Genomic DNA, 20528 nt, shown 5'->3' with positions numbered 1-20528 from the left:
TTTTGGCAACTGATTCATTATTGACACCCGTAAAGGGTGTCTTTAATTTTTTCAGAAATTTTAATTTAGATATATTAGTATTTAAAAGTAGCTATAATTTTAGGTCTACCCCATGTATAAAAAAAATATTTTTCCACATAATAGTATTATCTAATTACTTAAGAAAATAATTAAGAATAGGAGTGCTATGAATGAGTGGAAATTTAGCATGTAATGCAACTAATTGTACACACAATAATTCTGGAATGTGCACCGCTAACAGTATCCATGTACAAGGAGCAAATGCTCACTCTAGTGAGTATACTCAGTGTGGAAGTTTCACAGAAATGGGAATAAAGAATTCTCTTTCTAATGTATATAATATGAATATTGGAGGAGAAGTAAAACAAAGCTTTAATAATTTCTCTGGAGGTACAGGACCAAAAATAGTATGTGATGCAATAAACTGTAGGTATAATATCAATAAGGATTGTGTTGCAAACTTTGTACACATTAATGGTGTAGGTGCAATAAGTAGTAATAGAACAGACTGTGAAACTTTTAAAATTTAATTCACCATAGTAAGGGCAACTTTAGCTAATTTTATTAATAATCTAAAGTTGCCCTTGCTTTAATTTTATATTATGACTACTTATTATGGTTAATTGACTAGTTTTCTGATAAAATTAAAATTAATTAGAAGCTAATAAAGGGTGGTTTTATGAAAATACGTAAAGAGATAAGTAAGGTTAAAGTTATAGAAGAAGCTGAAAAAGAAGAGAGAGAAAGAGTGAAAGCTTCATTAGAAAAAGAAAGATTTCTAAAAGAGGATAGGAAAAGTGAAGAAAGAGAAGCAGAGATAGAAAATCTTATTTTAGAATTAAACAATAATCATGAAGATATAGAAATTGTAAAGAATAAGGATTATATAATTAAGATAGAAGGATATGGACATGAAGGAGAAGGGGTAGGTAAAATAAATAACTTTACTGTATTTGTTAAAGGAGCCATAAAGGGTGAAACAGTAAAGATAAAGCTTATAAAAGTAAGTAAAACCTATGGAATAGGTAAACTATTAGATGTAATTCTATCATCTAAATATAGGACAGAACCCATATGCCCAATTTATAGGAGATGTGGAGGCTGTAATCTTCAACATATATCCTATGAAGAACAACTTAACTTTAAAACTCAAAGAGTAAAGGATGTTATGGAAAGAGTAGGAAAGATAGAAGGATTAAAGGTACATAATACTATGGGTATGGATTTCCCATATAACTATAGAAATAAGGTTCAGCTACCAGTTGGGAATAATGATGGATATATAGTAATAGGATTTTATGCACCAAGATCCCATGAAATAATCAATATGGATCACTGTTATATACAAAGTAAAATAGGTGATAAAGTTGTTAAGATCCTTAAAGAATGGATGAAAGAGAATAAAGTAACTCCTTATGATGAAAAAAATCATAGTGGTGTAGTTAGACATATAATGATTAGAGAGGGTTTTCAGACTAAGGAGGTAATGGTTGTAATAGTTACTAATGGAGAAAAGTTACCTAGTATAAAACCACTTATAAAATCTCTTAGAGAAGAAATTTTAAATCTTAAATCTATAATTCAAAATGTGAATAAGAATAAAACAAATGTGATTTTAGGTAACAAATCTATTACTCTATGGGGAACAGATACAATATCAGATTATATAGGTGAATTTAAATTCAATATATCGCCATTATCTTTCTTTCAAGTAAATCCTGTACAAACAGAAATGCTATATAAAAAAGCATTAGAATATGCAAGTCTTACAGGAAATGAGGTTGTATTTGACGCATATTGTGGTACAGGGACTATATCACTGTTCTTATCTAAAAAAGCTAAAATGGTCTATGGAATTGAAATAATACCAGAAGCTATAGAAAATGCTAATGAAAACAAAATAATTAATAATATAAAAAATGTGGAATTTATAGTAGGAAAATCAGAAGAAGAAATTCCAAAACTAATTGAAGATGGAATAAACCCAGATGTAATTATGCTAGACCCTCCAAGAAAGGGCTGTGAAGAATCACTTCTACATGCGATAGCAAAAGTAAAACCTAAAAGGATTGTTTATGTATCCTGTGACCCTGCAACATTAGCAAGGGATTTAAAGATTCTTGAAGAATTAAATTATAAAGCACTGGAGCTACAGCCAGTAGACATGTTCCCTCAAGGACATCATACCGAGGCGGTTGTTAAACTAGTGAGATAAATAAAGGGTTTGAGCTACTTTAATATAAATAGAAATATGGTTTGCCATCAATTTGCCACCAAAAATTTTGTATTGGTGGCAAATTATTTTTTTATAATTATATTTTCTAAAATATTAATAGTATCATTTTCATTTTATTAGTTACATGAAAATTAGTATCTAACATAGAGCTACAGGTGATAACATACCAGTTAGGGGTGAGTTAATTTTTATGAATTATGAGCCAAGTGTTTAAGAGCAGTTAAAAATATTCTAAAATCAAAAATAAGGTCATATGGGAGCACTGCTGTAAGTAGGTATTTTCATATGACATGAAATAGCAAATGTATATTTTATTTTGCTGGTTTTATAGATACTTCTCCAGCACCAAATATAACAATTCTGTACTGAGGAGTAAGAGGAATTAAATCATGTATTGGAGATTTAGGCTCTAAACGTAGAAATTGCAGTGAAGTAAGATTTTCATCCATAACTATTAAGTAAGAATTATCTTTTGATGAAATATTATGAATAGTATAAAGATTATCTTTTGTAGGAGCAAAGTCTGATAATGTGTAAATACCTTCTTTATAAGTAGTGTTTTCAGATGCAAGAGCTATAATAGAAGTACTAAGTATTAATGTAATGAAAATTACTAATGTGGTAGTAAATTTTTTCATATAATAGCCACCTTTCGATAATAATTTATGTAGTCAAAAAATAATATAAAACAAAAATTTTATAGTAATTGTAAAGGGAATACATATCAATAATATATATTTTATTTATTACTAATGTAAGATTAAATAGAAAAATATATATTATTCAACACCTTTAATAAATATTTCGCCATCTCCAACTATAAAAATTTTATATTCTGATTTAAGAGGAATTAGATTATATCTTGACGATTTTGGAGTTAGATAAATAACTTGTAATAAGGAATCATTTTCACCCATAACTGCGAAGTAACAATTACCTTTTGATGAAATATTCTGAACGAAGTAAGAATTGTCTTTTGCAGGAACGAAGTCTGATAATTTATATGAGCCTTCTTTGAATAGATTTTGGGCAAATGCAGGAGTTGTAGCAGATGCACTAAATATTAAAGTTATCAAGATTAATAGCATAACAGTAAATTTTTTCATATAATGACCACCTTTCAACAATAGTTTATGTAGTTGAAAAGATAATATACAGATTTACGATTTAGTAAGTATGTTAAATAAATTGATCTTTGAAAATTGAATAGTACGGTGTTTACAAAGAATGTTATGATTATTTATATTTGTGTATATAATAATTTTAAAATGCTAGAGAAAAAAATAAATTTTAATATTGAATTTGAATGTAATTAGAAATTAGAAGTTATATATTAGAATATCACAATAATGCTAAAGAAAGTTATACGAGAATCCATGTGTAAACCAGCAAAGATTAAAAAAATAATCTTTGCTGGTTTTTATTTGAAAAAATTAATAGTTTACAAATAATGTTGAAATGTGGAAAATGAAAATCATTGATGAAACTTTGCCAATTAGATAAAATTGTAGATAAGTATATTACTATTGATTTACATATAGTATAAAAATATACTTATGAGTAAAATATTATTTGAAGGGAAGTACCTATTAATGAAAAAAATAAATTTTCCACTACTTCTTGGAAGTATAATTGTAATATTTTTATCAATTGTAGCTTTATACCCAGGGTTTTTCGCGTCAAAGGATCCTCTTTTTGAAGAAACACCTAAGTATGTAGAATACAAAGAGGATGGTAAATTGGTAGAAAAGTTTGCATACAATCCAATGCCACCTAATAAGGATAATATTCTTGGGACAGATGATGCTGGAAGAGATGTATACTCAAGACTTGTATATGGAACTAGAAACACATTAAAGTTGGCACTTCTTATAGCTATATTTAGAATGATCTTAGCCCTTCCACTTGGATTAGCTGCAGGAATGGGTATAAAGTTTATTTCAAATATAATAAAAATATTTAATACATTTTTTACTGCAATACCTATGCTTTTATTTAGTTTTGTTATTTTGAACATAGGATATTTCAGGAATCTACAAATGGATAAGTCAATTTTTGCTTTTGCAATAGTACTTACCATTGTGGGATGGGCAAAACTAGCTGGAATAATTGAAGATTCAACTAGGATGGTTATGGAAGAGGATTTTATAGAAGGTGAGATAGCTATAGGGAAGACAAAACTGCAGATAGCACGACAAAATGTGTTACCTCACATATTACCAACTAGTGTAAGCTTGTTTTTTAAAGAAATGGGTATGGCGTTGTTTTTAATTGCTCAATTAGCAGTTCTTTATATTTTTGTTGGAGTAGCAAGACAAGTTAAGGCACTAGCCTTTAGAGCAAATTATGAAATGATTTTAGAGCCAGAATGGGGAGGTACTCTCTCCAGAATTGCAATAAACGTTAAAAAATATGAAACAACATATTGGATGACTCTTTATCCTATATTGGTTTTTAGTATTGCAATAATTGGAATAAATCTTACAGGAGAGGGACTTAGAATAGAATTTCAAAAGAGAGAGTCTAGAGTTATTAGTTCTATTAGAAAGATTTCTTACCTAATATCACCCCAAATATTTATCTCACAGCTTAAGGATATTAAGAAATACTATAAACCTGTGATTGTAAAGAGTTTAATTATAATAGGTGCTATTGCATATATAGTAATACCTTGGCATCCAAGCCTTTATAAATTTGACATAAATCAAGCTAAACTACATGTTGAAGAACTTACCAGTGATAAATATGGAGGAAGGGTAGCTGGAACAGAAGGAGGACATTTAGTTGGAGAATATATAATTAACACTTTAAAATCATATGGCTATGAAGTTAATACTTTAGAAATTCCACTAACAACTACCACAAAAAGTTCAGAAACTAACACTGAAGAAACTATTCCTGAAATTCTGGCTCCTGTAGTAATTGAATCAGGATGGATAAAGGTTACAGATGACAATGGACAAGAAAAGACCTACCAGCTGCATAAAGACTTTACAATTGCAACTGTAAGTAAAAATATATTTATGACTAAGAAAAAAGAAAAATTGCATTACAAGGGAGTTGCAGCAGACCTTGAAAATGTAAATAATATACCTGAAGGCACAGAGGTCTTTTCTATTAAGAGGGAATATACTGGTTTAGATTTTAATTCTTTTGGTATCCAAAATCAGATAACAAATGAATTAGGAAATAGTTTTAATTATGATATACAGTTTATATTAGGTGAAGGCTACAATACAAGTAATAATACCTACTTCTTTAATTCTACAGATATCATTCCTTTTGATGATTTAAGGGAAGTATTAGAGAAGGGGTATAGAGAAGTTGAGATAAGCTTTGATTATCCCAAGATACCAAAATATAAGGGACGTAATATTACTGGATTTTTGCCAGGGAAAGGCAAAACCTATGAAGAACCGGGTGAGTTAATAATTATAGGTGCAAGCTATGATGGTGTTTATATAAATGGAACTGACAGTGCCTACGCTATGTCATCAACTGCTGCTGCAACAGCATTGGAAGTGGCAAGAATGTTATCTCTTACAGAAGGCCAATTAGAAAAGTCAATTCAGTTTATATTTTGGGATAATGAGTATGACATGTTTAAATATTCAAAGGTTGATGGTTCATATCATTACAGTGTAATAGAAGGTATGCCTGTAAATATGGCAATGTCACATGGATATTATTATTTTGATATAAGCTATCCAGGATATCAAGAAGATAAAGATTTAAATCTTATAACCTTTCCAGCTCAAATAGCAGAGAATAGTAATTATCTAATGGGATTGGAGATAGAAGAACGATTTAAACAACTAGATGTGAGATATCAAAGATTTCACGAAAATTATACAACTACAAATGCTTTAATTAACATGAGATTAAATGCACTCTCAAGTGTTGGAATAGGAAATCCTTCAACAGAAGGAGTTAATAGTAATATTGATATTATAGAAAATATAAATTATAAAAGAATGGAAAGTATTGGACAAATATTAGTAGATACCATGACAATGAATTCTTATATGATGGATTAGTAAGAAACCTTTGAAAAGGAGAAAAACCATGATAGAAGTAATAAATCTAACTAAACAATTTTTAATAAAAGACAAAATTTTTGGTGTGAATAAAGGGGTTGTACATGCAGTAAATGGCGTTAACTTTAAAATAGAAAAGGGAGAGACTTTGGGTCTTGTTGGAGAGTCAGGAAGTGGTAAATCAACCATAGGGAGATTGATATTAAGACTCTTAGAACCAAATGAAGGAAAGATATTCTTAGAAGGAAGAGATATTAGTACTATTAGTAACAAAGAGTTCCGAAAGCTAAGAAAGAATTTGCAAATAGTTTTTCAAAATCCCTATTCTGCATTAGATTATAAAATGACTATTGAAGATATTTTGATTCAACCACTTCAAATACACAAAATAGTTGAGCCATTACAATACAAAAAAGAAGTAGGCAAATTACTTGAAATGGTAGGATTGTCAGCACAGGATGCTAAGAAATTACCTCATGAATTTAGTGGAGGTCAGAGACAAAGAATTGCAATAGCTAAAGCTTTAGCAACAAGACCGAAATTTGTAGTGTGTGATGAATCTGTATCAGCTTTAGATGTATCTGTTCAATCACAGATACTCAATCTTATTATGGATCTTCAAGAAGAGTTTGGTTTATCATATTTATTTATATCCCATGATCTAAGTGTAATAAGGCATGTAATCAACAAAGTAGCAGTAATGTATCTGGGGAAAATAGTAGAGAAAGGTAGTGTGGATGATATTTTTGATTCTCCAAAGCACCCATATACTGAAGCATTAATGTCAGCTTCACCAGTACCTGAGCCTAGTAGAAATATTAATAGAATAAAGCTTCAAGGTGAAATACCTAGTGCAATGGATATACCATCAGGATGTGCATTTCACAATAGATGTCCTAAAAAAATGGCTAAATGTAAAACTATTGAGCCAGAACTTATAGAACTTGACAATGGAAGGTTAGTTTCTTGCCATTTATTTAAAGATGGGAGGAGTAAAAATGAAAGCTGAAATATTAAAGGTGGTAACTAAAAAAGTTCTTATGAATATATTAATACTCCTTGTAATTGTATTTCTTGTTATAGCTGTAACAGGAATACCATTAGATTTTGATATAGTTTCATACAATGGAGAGCACACACCTAATATGAAAATGGATGGAGTTATTGAAAATATAAGAAATAACTTTAAAATATTTTTGCGTGGTGAAGAATTTAATATTAAGATTCAGGGAGAAACTATAGGACAACTATTAGCTAAAACAGCAACTAAAAGCTTATTTATATTATTTTTTGGAACTCTTTTAGCAGTTGTTATTGGGATTCCTAAAGGAATTATAGATAGTAGAAAGAAGGAGAGGAGTGGAACAATAAAATTACTGCAATCTCTAATACCTCTTTCAATACCAGATATTTTAACAATAGTACTTGTACAGATGGGTGCTATATACTTATATAATAAAGGAATTTCATTATTGGGTTTAGGACCACTGCCAGCATTTGGAGATGAAGGACTTGTAAATGCAGTTTACCCTATAATATCAATATCAATACTTCCAGCAGCATATATTGCAAGGATAACAGCTACTACAATAGAAGAAAATTTTGAAAAGTCATATATACTAGCAGCTAGGGGAAAGGGATGTTCTAGGGTTCAAATTATAAAAAACCACATGATGAAAAGTATAATTTATGGAGTGTTATCTGGATTTCCAACAGTTATGGGTATAATGTTTTCAAGTCTTATTATAGTAGAAAGATTATTTTACTTTAGAGGAATGGGATTTTATATGATACTTTTTTATACAACAGAATTGATTCCACCATATGAAGGTGGAATAGCCTTTACTACATTTATTTTATTTCTGGCGATTTTTTACTATTTTATTTTTGTGATTTTTAATGTGTTAAAAGATATTATATTGCCTAAGACAAAATTTCATTAAGGAGGGATAATATGACATTACTTCAGGTTAAGAATTTAAAAACATATTTTTATTTGAATGGAAAGGAATATCCTGCAGTAGATGATATAAGCTTTACCCTAGATGAAGGTAAAACAATGGCGATTATTGGAGAGTCTGGGAGTGGTAAAAGTGTGACTGCTTTATCTATCATGGGGTTAATTGATGCTCCAGGAAAAATAATTCATGGAGAAATACATTATAAAGGAGAAAATTTGCTTAAAAAGAGTGAAAAGGCAATGAGACAAATAAGGGGAAATGAAATATCTATGATATATCAGGATCCAATGACAACATTAAATCCTATGAATAAGATAGGAGAACAGATTGCAGAAGCTCTCATAATTCATAAAAAAGTTAGTAAGAAGGAAGCTAAAAAGGTTGTTATAGAGTTAATGAAAGCCGTTGGTATTACGGATGGAGAAGAAAGATATCATCAGCTTCCCAATCAGTTTAGTGGAGGAATGAGACAAAGACTTATGATAGCTATGGCAATAGCTTGTAATCCTAAAATATTAATAGCAGATGAACCTACAACGGCTTTGGATGTTACAATTCAAGCAGAAATTTTAGATCTATTACGTAAACTTAATAGTGAATACAATATGTCCATAATATTAAATACCCATGATTTGGGAGTAGTAGCAGAGATGGCAGATGAAGTGGTGGTTATGTATTGTGGAAAAATCATGGAAATTGCATCTAATAAAGAATTATTTGAAAATCCTATAAATCCATATACTAAAAAGCTTATGGAGTGTATTCCCAGAATAGATGATAAAAAAAGGAGATTAGATACAATTGAAGGATATGTTCCACATCTATCACAATTATCAAAGGGATGTAGATTTTCAGATCGTTGTCATGAAGCCTTTGATAAATGCAGAAATACATTGCCAGAACTAAAAGAGGTTTTTAAAGGACATTGGTCTAGATGCTGGCATCATGAAGATTAGTTTAGAGTGTTTTTAAATAAATCATATGAAAAATAACATTTTATATAAGAAAATTCATGTAAATATAAATATGATTTGCTACCATAATTTTAGTGTTGGTAGCAAATTGTTTTTTTATTGAAATATTGACCAATATATATTATTGGTTTATGATATGGGCATAATATATAATTTTGAGGCACGAAATATTAATTTTATTTAAAGGGATGATAATATGTTGTCAAAAGAAATGGATGAATTGATTAAGCAACGGCAAGGTCAAGTAAAGAAGGAAAATTCCCAGATTCCTTATGGTGTTGCATTGCTTTTAATTACATTAATAATGTGTGCTATACTTTGGAAAAGCAAGTATAATTATGCTGTATGTTTAGGTGTAGGTGTTATAATTGGTATTATTTTAAGATATTCGAGATTTTGTTTTACAGCAGCATTTAGAGATCCTTTTATTAGTGGGAATACAAGAGGGTTAAGAGGGATGATACTAGCTATGATTGTAAGTACTGTAGGTTTTGCTGTAATTCAATCTGGATATATTCATAATAAAGGTATTGATTACAATTTGATTCCAGGAGCAGTTAGTTCAGTAGGTATTCATGTAATGATTGGTGCTTTCATATTTGGTATTGGAATGGTTTTAGCTGGAGGTTGTGCTTCAGGTGTATTGATGAGAATAGGAGAAGGACATGTTTTACACTGGGTTGTCCTTATAGGATTCATGATTGGAACCATACTAGGAGCTAAGGACTATTCTTTTTGGTATGAGCATTTTATTAAGGATGCTAAGACTATTTACTTTTTAGAACATTTTGATTTGAAAATTGTTGTTTTAGCGCAGATAGTTGTATTAATAATTTTATATAAATTAGCATTAAGGTATGAAAATAGACATTTGAAATAATTGTAATGGAGGAGCTTATATGACAGTAAGAAAGGTAGATTGTTTAAGCGAATTATGTCCTATTCCTTTGCTAAGGGCAATGCAGGAACTTAAAACAATGGAGCCAGGAGATATTTTAATTCTTAATTGCGATCATAGTTGTGTGGCAATTGATATAGAGAAGTGGGCACTAGAAAAGGAATATCCCATACAGCTTGTGGAATTAGGTAGAGGAGAGTGGGAAGTATATATTCAAAAGCCAAAAGGAAAATAGGGGAGAGATAAAATGAAGTCTATAATAAAATATCTTAAGAAACCTTGGCCTTATTGGGTAGGTGGAATTTTATTAGGAGTAATGAATGTAATTTTACTAGGTCTAATTGGTATAAGCTGGCAAATAACTAGTGGTTTTTTATTATGGGGTATTGGCATACTACAATGGTTTGGGTTAGACCCATTTAAATGGGAGTATTTTAGTCATTTTCAATCTTACTACGGTCCTATAATTTCCAATGGAAACATATTTATTAATCAATATACAATTTTAAATATAGGTGTTATTTTAGGATCTTTAGTTGCAACGTTATTAGCTTCCCAATTTAAATGGAAGAAAATAAAGAGTAAAAAGCAGTTTATAATTGCTCTTTTAGGAGGAATTATGATGGGATATGGAACTAGGCTTGCCGTTGGTTGTAATATTGGTGCTTTTTTCAGCGGCATACCGTCTTTTTCCTTACACGCTTGGGTTTTTGGTATTTTTGTAATGTTGGGTACATGGGTAGGAGTTAAGATTTTAGTTAAATTCTTTATATAAAAATGGAAAAGAGGACATGTGTCCTCTTTTTTTAACAAAAACCTCTTTTATTAGAAATTATAAAATCTACAAACATTTGCTCGTGCTTTGTAAGTGTATATTTTTTTCTTGAAGCTATATAATAACTGAAAGAAATTTTAAAATCCTCTACTTCAACGATTTGAATAGACTGTTTTTTTAGTTCTTGAACAACTGTTAATTTTGGTAAAAAAGAAAAACCTTTTCCCGAAAGAATAGAAGATTTAATAGATTCGGGAGAATTTAAATCATAAATCACATTTAACTCTTCTACAGTTACATTTTTTTCTTTTAATGATTTTTCAATTACATATCTAGTTCCAGAATTTTGTTCTCGTAAAATTAGTGGAATATGTTTTAATTCTTCCATAGAAATTCTTTTAGGTGAATTATCACTATTTCCTACTAGCAAAAGCTCATCCGAAATAATAGGTTGAGTAGAAATATCATTTAATATTGGATCATGCTGAATGATTCCAATATTAATATCGTGTTCTTGTAGTTTTTGAATAACTTCCCTTGAATTTATTACCTCCATACGAATGTCAACTTCTTCATGGAGATGTTTAAAGGTAAAAATACTACAAGGAAGAGCATATTCACCCACACTTTTGCAAGCACCAATCATTAACTTTGGTTGCTCTTGATGCAAGTTAATCAAATCTCTTTTAATATTTCCTTGAATAGAAAGTAAAGTATCTGCATAGTTAAATACTACTTTTCCTTCCTCTGTTAATTCTACACCTTTATTACTTCGATTTAAAAGATTTACACCTAATTCATTTTCTAAGCTCTTAAGCTGACCACTGAGACCAGGTTGGGTAAGGTGAAGAATTTGTGCTGCTTTTGAGATACTATTATATTTCACTGTTATATAAAATGATTCAAGATATTCAAGATTCATATAGTCACATCCTAAAAATAATTATACATATATTCTATTTTACTAGTATATTACACAGAAATAAATATATTTATTTTTATTAGACATATTTTACAATTGGTTAAAGGGAAGTGTTATGGTATATAGCATTTAGTTTCTATGGAAAAAGAATAATATGTAATAGAATTTTATTATAAAGATAATACATCGTGATATAAACGAAAACACAACCACTTTGCACCAAATATTGTTAAAAAAATCACACTAAATTTTAAATTAAAAGTATAAGGAGGAAAAAAATGAAAAAGACTGAACAAATTTTAGGATTTATAGGAATTTTACTAGTATTACTTTTAGGAAAGACATTATTAAAAACTGACATGCTATTTTTTAGACTTTTAGTGGGTGTGGGATTAGGTTATGCTTTATCTAGGGCTTATACAGGATTTGCAGGTAGTGTTAATCGTGCATTTAACACCGGATCAACAAAATTAATGAGGACACTAATGTTCTTGTTCTTTATCTCATCTTTATTGACCACTGCATTTTTATTCAAGGCAGATCCAGCTAGTTACGATCTGTGGATAAACCCAATTAACTTTGGTCTTATATTAGGGGCAATACTATTTGGGTTTGGTATGTCATTTTCATCATGTTGTGCATCAGGAGTACTTACGGACTTAATAACAGGTCTTCCTAGAGCGTTTATTACATTAATCTTCTTTGGGTTAGGAGTATTCTTAGGATTCCCTATACAAAATACTGTAGGATGGGTTAAGAACTCCTGGTTTTCAACTCCAGTAGGTGAAAAGTTGGCAGGAGGTGTATTCCTGCCAGATCTATTTAAATGGGATGGTCTTGAAGGATATCTAGGTGCCTTAGTATTAATGGCATTATTTTGCGGAGTAGTTGTATTTATATCATACCGTTACGAGAGAAGTCGTAAGCAAAATAATACTTATACTGGTCACTCAATGGAAAAGATACAGGATGAAAATGAAGTATTAGACACTAAGAATTACAAGCTTTTAAGTGAAACAACATACAACAGATTATTTGTAAAACCCTGGACATTAGTGCAAGGGGCTGTAGTTATAGGGATATTATTTGCTTTGTTAATGGGAATTACTAAGGCTGGATGGGGCGCATCTACTCCTTATGGAATATGGTTTGGTAAATTCTTGATGATATTTGGAGTTTCACCAGAATCTTTAGCAGCCTTTACTCAAATGCCAGCAAAGGCGTATCTTGTTCCATTCTTTGAACATGCTGTTTCAGTGCAAAACTTTGGAATACTCATTGGAACTAGTATATACTTGTTAACTGCTGGTAAGTTTAAGAAAACATTTATGTCAGAGATGCACATTACGGTAAGAGAAGTATTACTATATGCACTAGGCGGAATTACTATGGGATTAGGTACTAGACTTGCTAATGGATGTAATGTAGGAGCATTATATACTCCAATTGCAAATTTCTCACTTTCTGGTTGGATTTTCTTAATTTTCATGGTAGTTGGTGGTATTGTAGGAAATACACTAGCTAAAAGACTATTTAAGCAACATTAAAAGGAGGTATCATTGTTATGGGTAAAAGAATTTTAATTATTGGAGGAGTTGCTGGAGGAGCTTCAGTTGCAGCAAGAGCACGTAGAATTGATGAAGAAGCAGAAATAATTATGTTTGAGAAGGGACCTCATGTATCTTTTTCTAACTGCGCTTTACCATTTCATTTAAGTGGTATGGTGGAAAATGGTGACGATTTAGTTTTAATGTGTCCAACACAGTTCAAAAATCAATATAATATTGAAGCTAGAGTTAATAGTGAAGTTATAAAAATTATAAGAGAAGATAAAAAAGTAGTAGTTAAGAACCTTCTTACAGGAGAAGAATATGAAGAGTCCTATGACAAATTAGTTTTATCTCCAGGAGCTAATCCAATATTGCCAAGAAGTATTCAAGGAGTAACAGGTTCCAATGTATTTACAGTAAGAAATGTAGTTGATATAAAGAAATTAAAGAATTATATTGATAGTAACAATATTAAGGATATTGCTGTTGTTGGCGGTGGTTTTATAGGGGTTGAAGTAGCGGAAAACCTATGTTTAGCAGATAAGAATGTAAGTCTTATAGAAGCACTTGATCAAATAATGAGTCCTTTTGACTATGATATGGCCCAAATACTTCACAAGGAAATGATGGATAAGGGAGTAAACCTTATATTAAGTGATGGAGTTAAGAAGATAGATGAAGACTTTGTAGAATTACAATCAGGTAAAAATGTGGCTGCAAAAGTTGTAGTAATGGCAATTGGTGTTAGTCCGGAAACAGGATTAGCTAAGGATGCAGGACTTGAAATTGGAGTAACTGGAGGCATTAAAGTTGATCATAACTATTTGACCAATGATAAAGATATATATGCTGTAGGTGATGCTATAGAAGTTTATAATCGCTTAACACATAAAACTTCAAGGCTGGCTTTAGCAGGACCAGCTCAAAGACAGGCTAGGGCAGCAGCTGATAATATGTATAATATTCATCACAATAATAATGGAGTTATAGGATCATCTGTAGTTCAAGTATTTGATCTAGGAGCAGCTTCTACAGGATTAAATGAAAAAGCTGCTAAAGCAGCAGGTATTTCTTATGATTTCGTATATATTATTCCAGGAGATAAAGTTGGCTTAATGCCAGATAGTAATCCAATGCATTTCAAATTAATATATGAATATCCAACAGGAAGAATTCTTGGAGCACAGGCTATAGGAAAAGGAAATGTAGATAAGAGAATAGATGTAATTGCAACAATGATAACAATGGGTGGAACCTTAGAGAATTTAAAGGAATTAGAGTTATGTTATGCTCCTTTATTTGGAACAGCAAAAGATGTAGTTAATTTTGCAGCTTTAGTAGGACTAAATTTATTATATGGTAAGTTTAGACAAGTACCAGTGACGATAGTTAGGGATTTAGTAGAAAACGACGAATTTATTGTAGATGTAAGAGAAAAGCATGAATATGAACAAGGACATCTTAAGAATTCAGTAAATATTCCATTAAGTGAAATTAGAGAAAGAATGTCTGAAATTCCAAAGGATAAACCGGTATATTTACATTGTCGTTCAAGTCAAAGAAGTTATAATGCAGTAATGGCACTACAAAATAGTGGATATGATAATGTAATCAATATATCTGGTTCTTATCTAGGTATTTGTTGCTATGAATATTATCAAGATCAAGTAACGGGAAGAGCAAAGATAGTTACAGAATATAATTTTAATTAAGGATTGAATTTTATGAAGAAAAAGTTGAACAGGATAGACATATTAGCCTTAGCATTAGGATCTATTATTGGATGGGGTTCATTTACCTTGCCAGGTTCAAAGTTTCTCCATGAAAGTGGTATTATTAGCACGGCCATCGGTTTTATACTTGGTGGTCTTGCTATTGTTTTTATACAAAAGGGTTATCACATAATGATGGAGAAGCATAATGAAGATGGGGGAGAATTCTCTTATACTTACAATAACTTAGGAAAGGGAAATGGATTTATAGTAGGCTGGTCCTTGACATTGTGTTATATAAGTATGGTTCCACTTAATGCCACAGCCTTTGTCTTGGTGCTTAAAAGATTATTTGGTTCAGCAGTGGATTTTATATATCTATATCAAGTAGCAGGTTATCCAGTATACTTGTCAGAAGTTATCATTGCCAGCTTGATAATTCTTGTATTTGCTTATATTAATATCAAAGGATTGAAATTGAGTTCCATGGTACAGAACATCTTAATTTTATTAATGGTGGTAAATGTAATTATAGTGTTTGCTTTCATGTTTATGAAGGTAGACCACAGCTTGATTAGGGATACCTATATTAATAACTATAAGTTTAATATTACTGAAGTAGTAAAAGTTTTTGCTATAGTACCATTCTTGTTTGTTGGCTTTGATGTAATACCGCAAGTATCCACAGATTTGAATTTTGAAGCGCCAAAAGCTACAAGAATGGCATTACTAGCAATATTTGCTGGAGCACTTTTTTATAACCTATTAAATATTACAACAGGTCTAGTTTATACTCCAGAGAAAGCCTTATTGGAGCAGTGGGCTTTAGGGTCTGCAGTACTTGATAATATGGGATATATAGGCTTTATCTTACTAATAATATCCCTAGCTGGTGCAGTAGCAGGTGGTATAAATGGGTTTATGTTAGGGAGTAGCAAGTTAATTGGAGCTTTATCCAGATATAAACTTATCCCATCAAAGTACAAAGAGAATAATAAAAATGGTGTTTTCGAAAATGGAGTTAAATTTATAGCCGTAGTAAGTTTAATAGCACCATGGTTTGGTAGAGAAGTTATTATCTATATTGTAGATATGTCATCCTTACTAGCAGCAATAGCATATTTTTATGTATGTTATATTGGGTTTAAAAACTCAATAGGAGTTGATAAATATTTTTCAGCATTGGGGGCTTTTATAGGGCTATTATTCATAGGATTATTGATAATACCAGGTTCTCCTGCAAGATTAAGTAGACCTTCTATGGTATTAGTGATTTTATGGGCAGTGTTAGGATATTTTTATTATAAGAAGTATTCAAAGACAATGAAATCAATTGATAATAACATATAAGTTTAAAAATAATTTCAAAAGTAGACTATTCTTGAGAAATATGTTCATTTTAAAATATCATAGGAAAGTTAAATAAATTGGTGTTAGTATATTATAAAATATTATATAAGGCAGCCTGAAAAGCAGTTTCAGGTTGCCTTTTTATAGTTTAACAATATAAATCATAAGATATAAATAATCCTCAACATGTTAATAAATTGGTAATCATATAAATCATCTAGCATATAAATATAAAAAACATTGGAGGAATTAATGATGATAGATAGATATAATAAAACACCGTTGTATATACAAGTAAAAGAAGAAATAACCAAGGCTATTATAAGTGGTAGATGGGAGGTTAATTCTCGAATTCCAACTGAAAGGGAACTGATGCAGAACTATGAAGTAGGTAGAGCTACAATAAGACAAGCTATAGACTTATTAGTTAGTCAAGGATATCTGTATAAGAAACAAGGAATTGGTACCTTTGTTTTAAGAGATAAGCCTTCTTTGGGATTTGAGCCACTTATTAGTTTAACTTTTACATTAAGAACTAAGGGGATAAAGATTAGCAACAAAATACTAGATGAGAATTTTTTTATCCCAGGCGAGGAATTAACAAATAAGATGAGGTTGAAAATAAATCAAAAGTGCCTTTATGTAAAAAGGTTAAGAGCTGTTGAGGAAATTCCAGTAGCTATTGAGAATTCATATTTTTCACAGCGGTTTTCTAGTGATAATAGTAAATTTGATTTTAAAAAATCCTTGGCAAGCATGATTATAAATGATTTAAAGGTAGATATATCAAAGGTAGATCAGACGATAACCATTAGAATTCCAAATAGCGAAGAAAAAAATCTGTTAGAAATAGATGAAACTACAAGAGTATTAGTTATGGAAAGATGGATATATGAAGAAAACAATGAAGAACCATTCTATTATTTAAATTTTATAGTTCCAGAAAATTTATACTATGTACCAATGATAAATTATTGAAAATAAGTATTTATTTTGTAATTAAATCATAGTATATACAGAGAAGTTAAGATGTCCGAACATCCTAAGGAAGGGATATATAATGATAAAAAAATATGAAAAGGTTCAAAAACTTATACAAAAAGAGGTTTATAAAGAGATTTACTGCAGAGAATGGAACTCTTCCATCATTTTAGAAGGGCAGGTGGAGAATTGGGATATGGTTATTAAAGCTGGTAAACTTGCATCTAAAAGAGGATACAAGGGTGTAGTAAATCAAATAACTGTGAAAGGTTTAAAAATACCTCTAATTAAAGCACCGATTACAAGAGATTCACATTTAAATGGAAAAAGGGTAGATGTACTTATTATTGGAGGAGGAGTTATAGGGTGTGCTATTGCTAGAGAGCTTTCAAAATGGGAAATGTCTATTTTATTGCTTGAAAAAGAATCAGATTTGGCAATGCACACATCATCAAGAAATGATGGTATGATACATCCAGGTATAGAAGCTCCTATAGGAAGTAAAAAATCCATGTTTAATGTTAGAGGTAATGAGCTTTATTCAAAGATTACAAAGGAGCTAGGAGTGCCTTTTGAAAGATGTGGCTCTACAGTGCTTTTTGATAGAGGATTTATAAGGCTAGCTAAACCTTACCTTATGAATAGAGCACGGAAGGCTGGAGTAAAGGATGTAGTTATTTTAAATAAGGTACAGGTAAAAAAAATAGAACCAAATGTGACGGATAATATAGTTGGGGCAGTTCATTTTGGAACAACAGGTATATTATCTCCTTATAGGATGACCTATGCTTTTGCAGAAAATGCAGCTATGAATGGAGTTGAGTTTTCCTTAGATACCTTAGTAGAATCATTGCTTATGGGTGGAAATGAGATTATTGGAGTAAATACAAATAGAGGATTAATATATCCTAAGGTAATTATAAATGCAGCCGGAATCTTCGCTGATAAAATTGCTAACATGGCACATGATCAGTTTTTCACAATACATCCAAGAAAAGGAGAGACGCTAATACTAGATAGAAAGAAAGGTTCTTTAATTAATGGAGTAGTAGCTAAGCCAAGCTTAAATCTGACTAAAGGAAATACCAAGGGTGGAGGTATTATAAAAACAATAGATGGAAATATATTGGTAGGGCCTGATGCTTATGAACAACCCTTTAGAGAAGATTATTCTACAAATTCAACAAATATAGAGAATATACTAAGAAAGCATTTACCTGTAGTACCAAAATTGTCTAATGGTGATGTAATAACATATTATGCCGGAATAAGAGCCGCTACTTATGAAGAAGATTTTATCATTGAACGCTCTGAACGTGTTGACAATTTAATTTATGCAGCAGGTATACAATCACCAGGTCTTGCATCTGCACCAGCTATAGCAGAGGCAATTGAAAAGATAACCTGTGGATTACTAGCTGAAAAAATACAGTTGAAGAAAAAACATTATTGGAATCCAATAAGAAAAGGAATACCAGAAGTAAGAAATATGTCCTTTGAGGAAAGGGCTAAGTTAATAAAAGAGAGACCTGAGTATGGAGAAATAATTTGTAGATGTGAGGAGATAAGCAAAGGTGAAATTCAAGATGCCTTAAGAAGTCCAATAAAAGTAGACACAGTAGATGCCATTAAAAGAAGAGTTAAGGCTGGAGCAGGTAGGTGTCAAGGTGGCTTTTGTTTACCACAGGTATTAAAGATTATTCATGAAGAGTCTGGTAAAGGTTTGGATGTAATAACCAAGAAAGGAAAATATTCTAGTATTCTCATGGAAAAAGTTCAAAGTAAATATAATAATCTAACTATAAATGAAACTGAGGTGAAATTAAATGAAAGATAATAAATTTCACTTTGATGTAATAGTTATAGGTGGAGGTCCAGCGGGGCTTGCAGCAGCATTAGCATCCAATAAGAAGGGAAGTAAAACATTAATTATTGAAAGAGAAGAAAAATTAGGTGGAATATTAAAACAATGTATACATGATGGTTTTGGATTAATTACCTTCAATGAGACACTTAGTGGACCAGAATATGCCGATAGATATATGAGAAACATTAGAGAAAAAGATATATCAATATATACATCAACGTTTGTAAGTAAAGTAGAAAAGTTAGGAGAAAGTTTTATATTAACTTTAATAAATTCAAAGAAAGATGTTTTTCAGGTTAGCTCTAAGGCGTTAGTTTTAGCCAATGGGTGTAGAGAAAGAACGTCTAGGCAAGTTTTTATAAATGGTGATAGACCTGCTGGCATATATTCAGCAGGAACAGCACAATACTTAACAAATATCCTTGGTTATCTACCTTGTAAAAATTGTGTAATTTTAGGAAGTGGGGATATTGGATTAATTATGGCTAGAAGGTTAACATTGGAAGGTGCAAAGGTTATAGGTGTGTATGAAATGAAAAGTACTCCTTCAGGATTAAACCGAAATATTATGCAATGCTTAGAAGATTACAATATCCCATTACATTTATCCCATACAGTAACTAGGGTAATAGGGGATAGTAGAGTTTCAGCGGTTGAAACATGTAGAGTTGATGAAAATATGAAGCCTATAGTTGGAACTGAGGAGATAATTAAGTGTGATGGATTAATATTATCAGTAGGATTAATACCAGAAAATGAAGTAGCTGAAAGTTTGAATGTAGAAATTGATTCATCAACCAAAGGACCAAAGGTAGATCATAACTTTAGAACAAGTGTAAATGGGGTATTTTCCTGTGGAAATTCTCTTCATGTTAATGATTTAGTAGATTATGTATCAGAAAGTGGGAAATATGCTGGAGAACAGGCAGCAATTTATGAAGAAAATAGTTATAGAAAATTAGTGGATATAACTTTTGATAAAAAAGAGTTTCTATATGTAGTACCACAAAGCATAGATTTAAATTATATAGATAAAGATATAACAATTTACTTTAGAAGTAAAGATGTAATAGAAGATGTAAAAGTGGAATTTTACTTAGATAACAAAGTAGTATTTATGAAAAAGTATAATATAATAAAACCTCCGGAGATGGAAAAAATAATTTTGAACTTAAAATCATTTTCTATAAATAATATGGATAATTTAAATTTAGTTATGAGTAAAATTAAAGAAGGTGTATAAG

Annotated in this window: 18 protein-coding genes; 15 read left to right on the top strand and 3 right to left on the bottom strand. The window is 30.7% G+C overall.

Annotated features, from left to right (window positions below; genetic code table 11):
- Nucleotides 1–191 precede the first annotated feature (191 nt).
- Together B3630_RS01085 and rlmD are read left to right on the top strand one after the other, a co-directional pair.
- Entirely contained in the window at nucleotides 192–551 is a 360-nt protein-coding gene (locus B3630_RS01085; protein ID WP_346894733.1) for a DUF1540 domain-containing protein, read from the top strand.
- Between the two features lie 149 nt (nucleotides 552–700).
- Complete coding sequence (rlmD, locus tag B3630_RS01080) at nucleotides 701–2236, top strand: 23S rRNA (uracil(1939)-C(5))-methyltransferase RlmD (protein WP_346894731.1); 1536 nt, start codon at nucleotides 701–703, stop codon at nucleotides 2234–2236.
- A 332-nt stretch (nucleotides 2237–2568) separates the two neighbouring features.
- Here rlmD and B3630_RS01075 read toward each other — a convergent pair whose 3' ends face one another.
- Both B3630_RS01075 and B3630_RS01070 read right to left on the bottom strand, forming a co-directional pair.
- Nucleotides 2569–2895: a hypothetical protein gene (locus tag B3630_RS01075; RefSeq protein ID WP_346894729.1), complete on the bottom strand. Its 327-nt coding sequence runs from the start codon at nucleotides 2893–2895 to the stop codon at nucleotides 2569–2571.
- Nucleotides 2896–3036: 141 nt separating this feature from the next.
- Nucleotides 3037–3363 carry a hypothetical protein gene (locus B3630_RS01070; protein ID WP_346894727.1) on the bottom strand — a complete coding sequence of 109 codons (327 nt, stop codon included), beginning with the start codon at nucleotides 3361–3363 and terminating at the stop codon, nucleotides 3037–3039.
- A 486-nt stretch (nucleotides 3364–3849) separates the two neighbouring features.
- On the opposite strand from B3630_RS01070, the gene B3630_RS01065 reads away from it, so the two are divergent.
- From B3630_RS01065 to B3630_RS01035, 7 genes are all read left to right on the top strand, one after another.
- The gene (locus B3630_RS01065; protein WP_346894725.1) at nucleotides 3850–6294 is read left to right on the top strand and encodes an ABC transporter permease subunit; all 2445 of its coding nucleotides are present in this window, start codon (nucleotides 3850–3852) and stop codon (nucleotides 6292–6294) included.
- 28 nt (nucleotides 6295–6322) lie between these two features.
- On the top strand, nucleotides 6323–7303 hold the full coding sequence (locus B3630_RS01060; RefSeq protein WP_346894723.1) for an oligopeptide/dipeptide ABC transporter ATP-binding protein: 981 nt from the start codon (nucleotides 6323–6325) through the stop codon (nucleotides 7301–7303).
- Complete coding sequence (locus tag B3630_RS01055; protein ID WP_346894721.1) at nucleotides 7293–8237, top strand: ABC transporter permease subunit; 945 nt, start codon at nucleotides 7293–7295, stop codon at nucleotides 8235–8237. The genes B3630_RS01060 and B3630_RS01055 overlap by 11 nt, the downstream gene beginning before the upstream one ends.
- Before the next feature lie 11 nt (nucleotides 8238–8248).
- The gene (locus tag B3630_RS01050) at nucleotides 8249–9211 is read left to right on the top strand and encodes an ABC transporter ATP-binding protein (protein ID WP_346894719.1); all 963 of its coding nucleotides are present in this window, start codon (nucleotides 8249–8251) and stop codon (nucleotides 9209–9211) included.
- A gap of 217 nt (nucleotides 9212–9428) precedes the next feature.
- Nucleotides 9429–10109, top strand: coding sequence for a YeeE/YedE family protein (locus B3630_RS01045; protein ID WP_346894813.1), 681 nt, complete (start codon nucleotides 9429–9431; stop codon nucleotides 10107–10109).
- Between the two features lie 19 nt (nucleotides 10110–10128).
- A complete protein-coding gene (locus B3630_RS01040; RefSeq protein ID WP_035132122.1) occupies nucleotides 10129–10362 on the top strand; it encodes a sulfurtransferase TusA family protein in 234 nt (77 codons plus the stop codon).
- Nucleotides 10363–10374: 12 nt separating this feature from the next.
- Nucleotides 10375–10902, top strand: coding sequence for a YeeE/YedE thiosulfate transporter family protein (locus B3630_RS01035; protein ID WP_150841602.1), 528 nt, complete (start codon nucleotides 10375–10377; stop codon nucleotides 10900–10902).
- 31 nt (nucleotides 10903–10933) lie between these two features.
- On the opposite strand, the gene B3630_RS01030 is transcribed toward B3630_RS01035, so the two are convergent.
- On the bottom strand, nucleotides 10934–11824 hold the full coding sequence (locus B3630_RS01030) for a LysR family transcriptional regulator (RefSeq protein ID WP_346894717.1): 891 nt from the start codon (nucleotides 11822–11824) through the stop codon (nucleotides 10934–10936).
- Nucleotides 11825–12102: 278 nt separating this feature from the next.
- Between B3630_RS01030 and B3630_RS01025 the strand changes: the two genes are divergently transcribed.
- The 6 genes from B3630_RS01025 (at nucleotide 12103) to B3630_RS01000 (ending at nucleotide 20527) form a co-directional block, all read left to right on the top strand.
- Nucleotides 12103–13371: a YeeE/YedE family protein gene (locus B3630_RS01025; RefSeq protein WP_346894715.1), complete on the top strand. Its 1269-nt coding sequence runs from the start codon at nucleotides 12103–12105 to the stop codon at nucleotides 13369–13371.
- 17 nt (nucleotides 13372–13388) lie between these two features.
- Complete coding sequence (locus B3630_RS01020) at nucleotides 13389–15086, top strand: FAD-dependent oxidoreductase (protein ID WP_346894713.1); 1698 nt, start codon at nucleotides 13389–13391, stop codon at nucleotides 15084–15086.
- Nucleotides 15087–15098: 12 nt separating this feature from the next.
- On the top strand, nucleotides 15099–16436 hold the full coding sequence (locus B3630_RS01015) for an APC family permease (protein ID WP_346894711.1): 1338 nt from the start codon (nucleotides 15099–15101) through the stop codon (nucleotides 16434–16436).
- Nucleotides 16437–16688: 252 nt separating this feature from the next.
- Nucleotides 16689–17414, top strand: coding sequence for a GntR family transcriptional regulator (locus B3630_RS01010; RefSeq protein ID WP_346894709.1), 726 nt, complete (start codon nucleotides 16689–16691; stop codon nucleotides 17412–17414).
- Nucleotides 17415–17496: 82 nt separating this feature from the next.
- Nucleotides 17497–19254, top strand: a complete 1758-nt coding sequence (locus B3630_RS01005) for an NAD(P)/FAD-dependent oxidoreductase (protein WP_346894707.1) — start codon at nucleotides 17497–17499, stop codon at nucleotides 19252–19254.
- On the top strand, nucleotides 19244–20527 hold the full coding sequence (locus B3630_RS01000) for an NAD(P)/FAD-dependent oxidoreductase (RefSeq protein ID WP_346894705.1): 1284 nt from the start codon (nucleotides 19244–19246) through the stop codon (nucleotides 20525–20527). Before B3630_RS01005 ends, B3630_RS01000 begins: the two co-directional genes overlap by 11 nt.
- Nucleotide 20528: the final 1 nt, after the last annotated feature.

The organism is Clostridium sp. UBA7503 (assembly GCF_002477055.1).
Lineage (GTDB): Bacteria > Bacillota > Clostridia > Clostridiales > Clostridiaceae > Clostridium_J > Clostridium_J sulfidigenes.
Note: the sequence above shows the minus strand (reverse complement) of the source record. Positions and strands in the feature narration are given on the sequence as shown.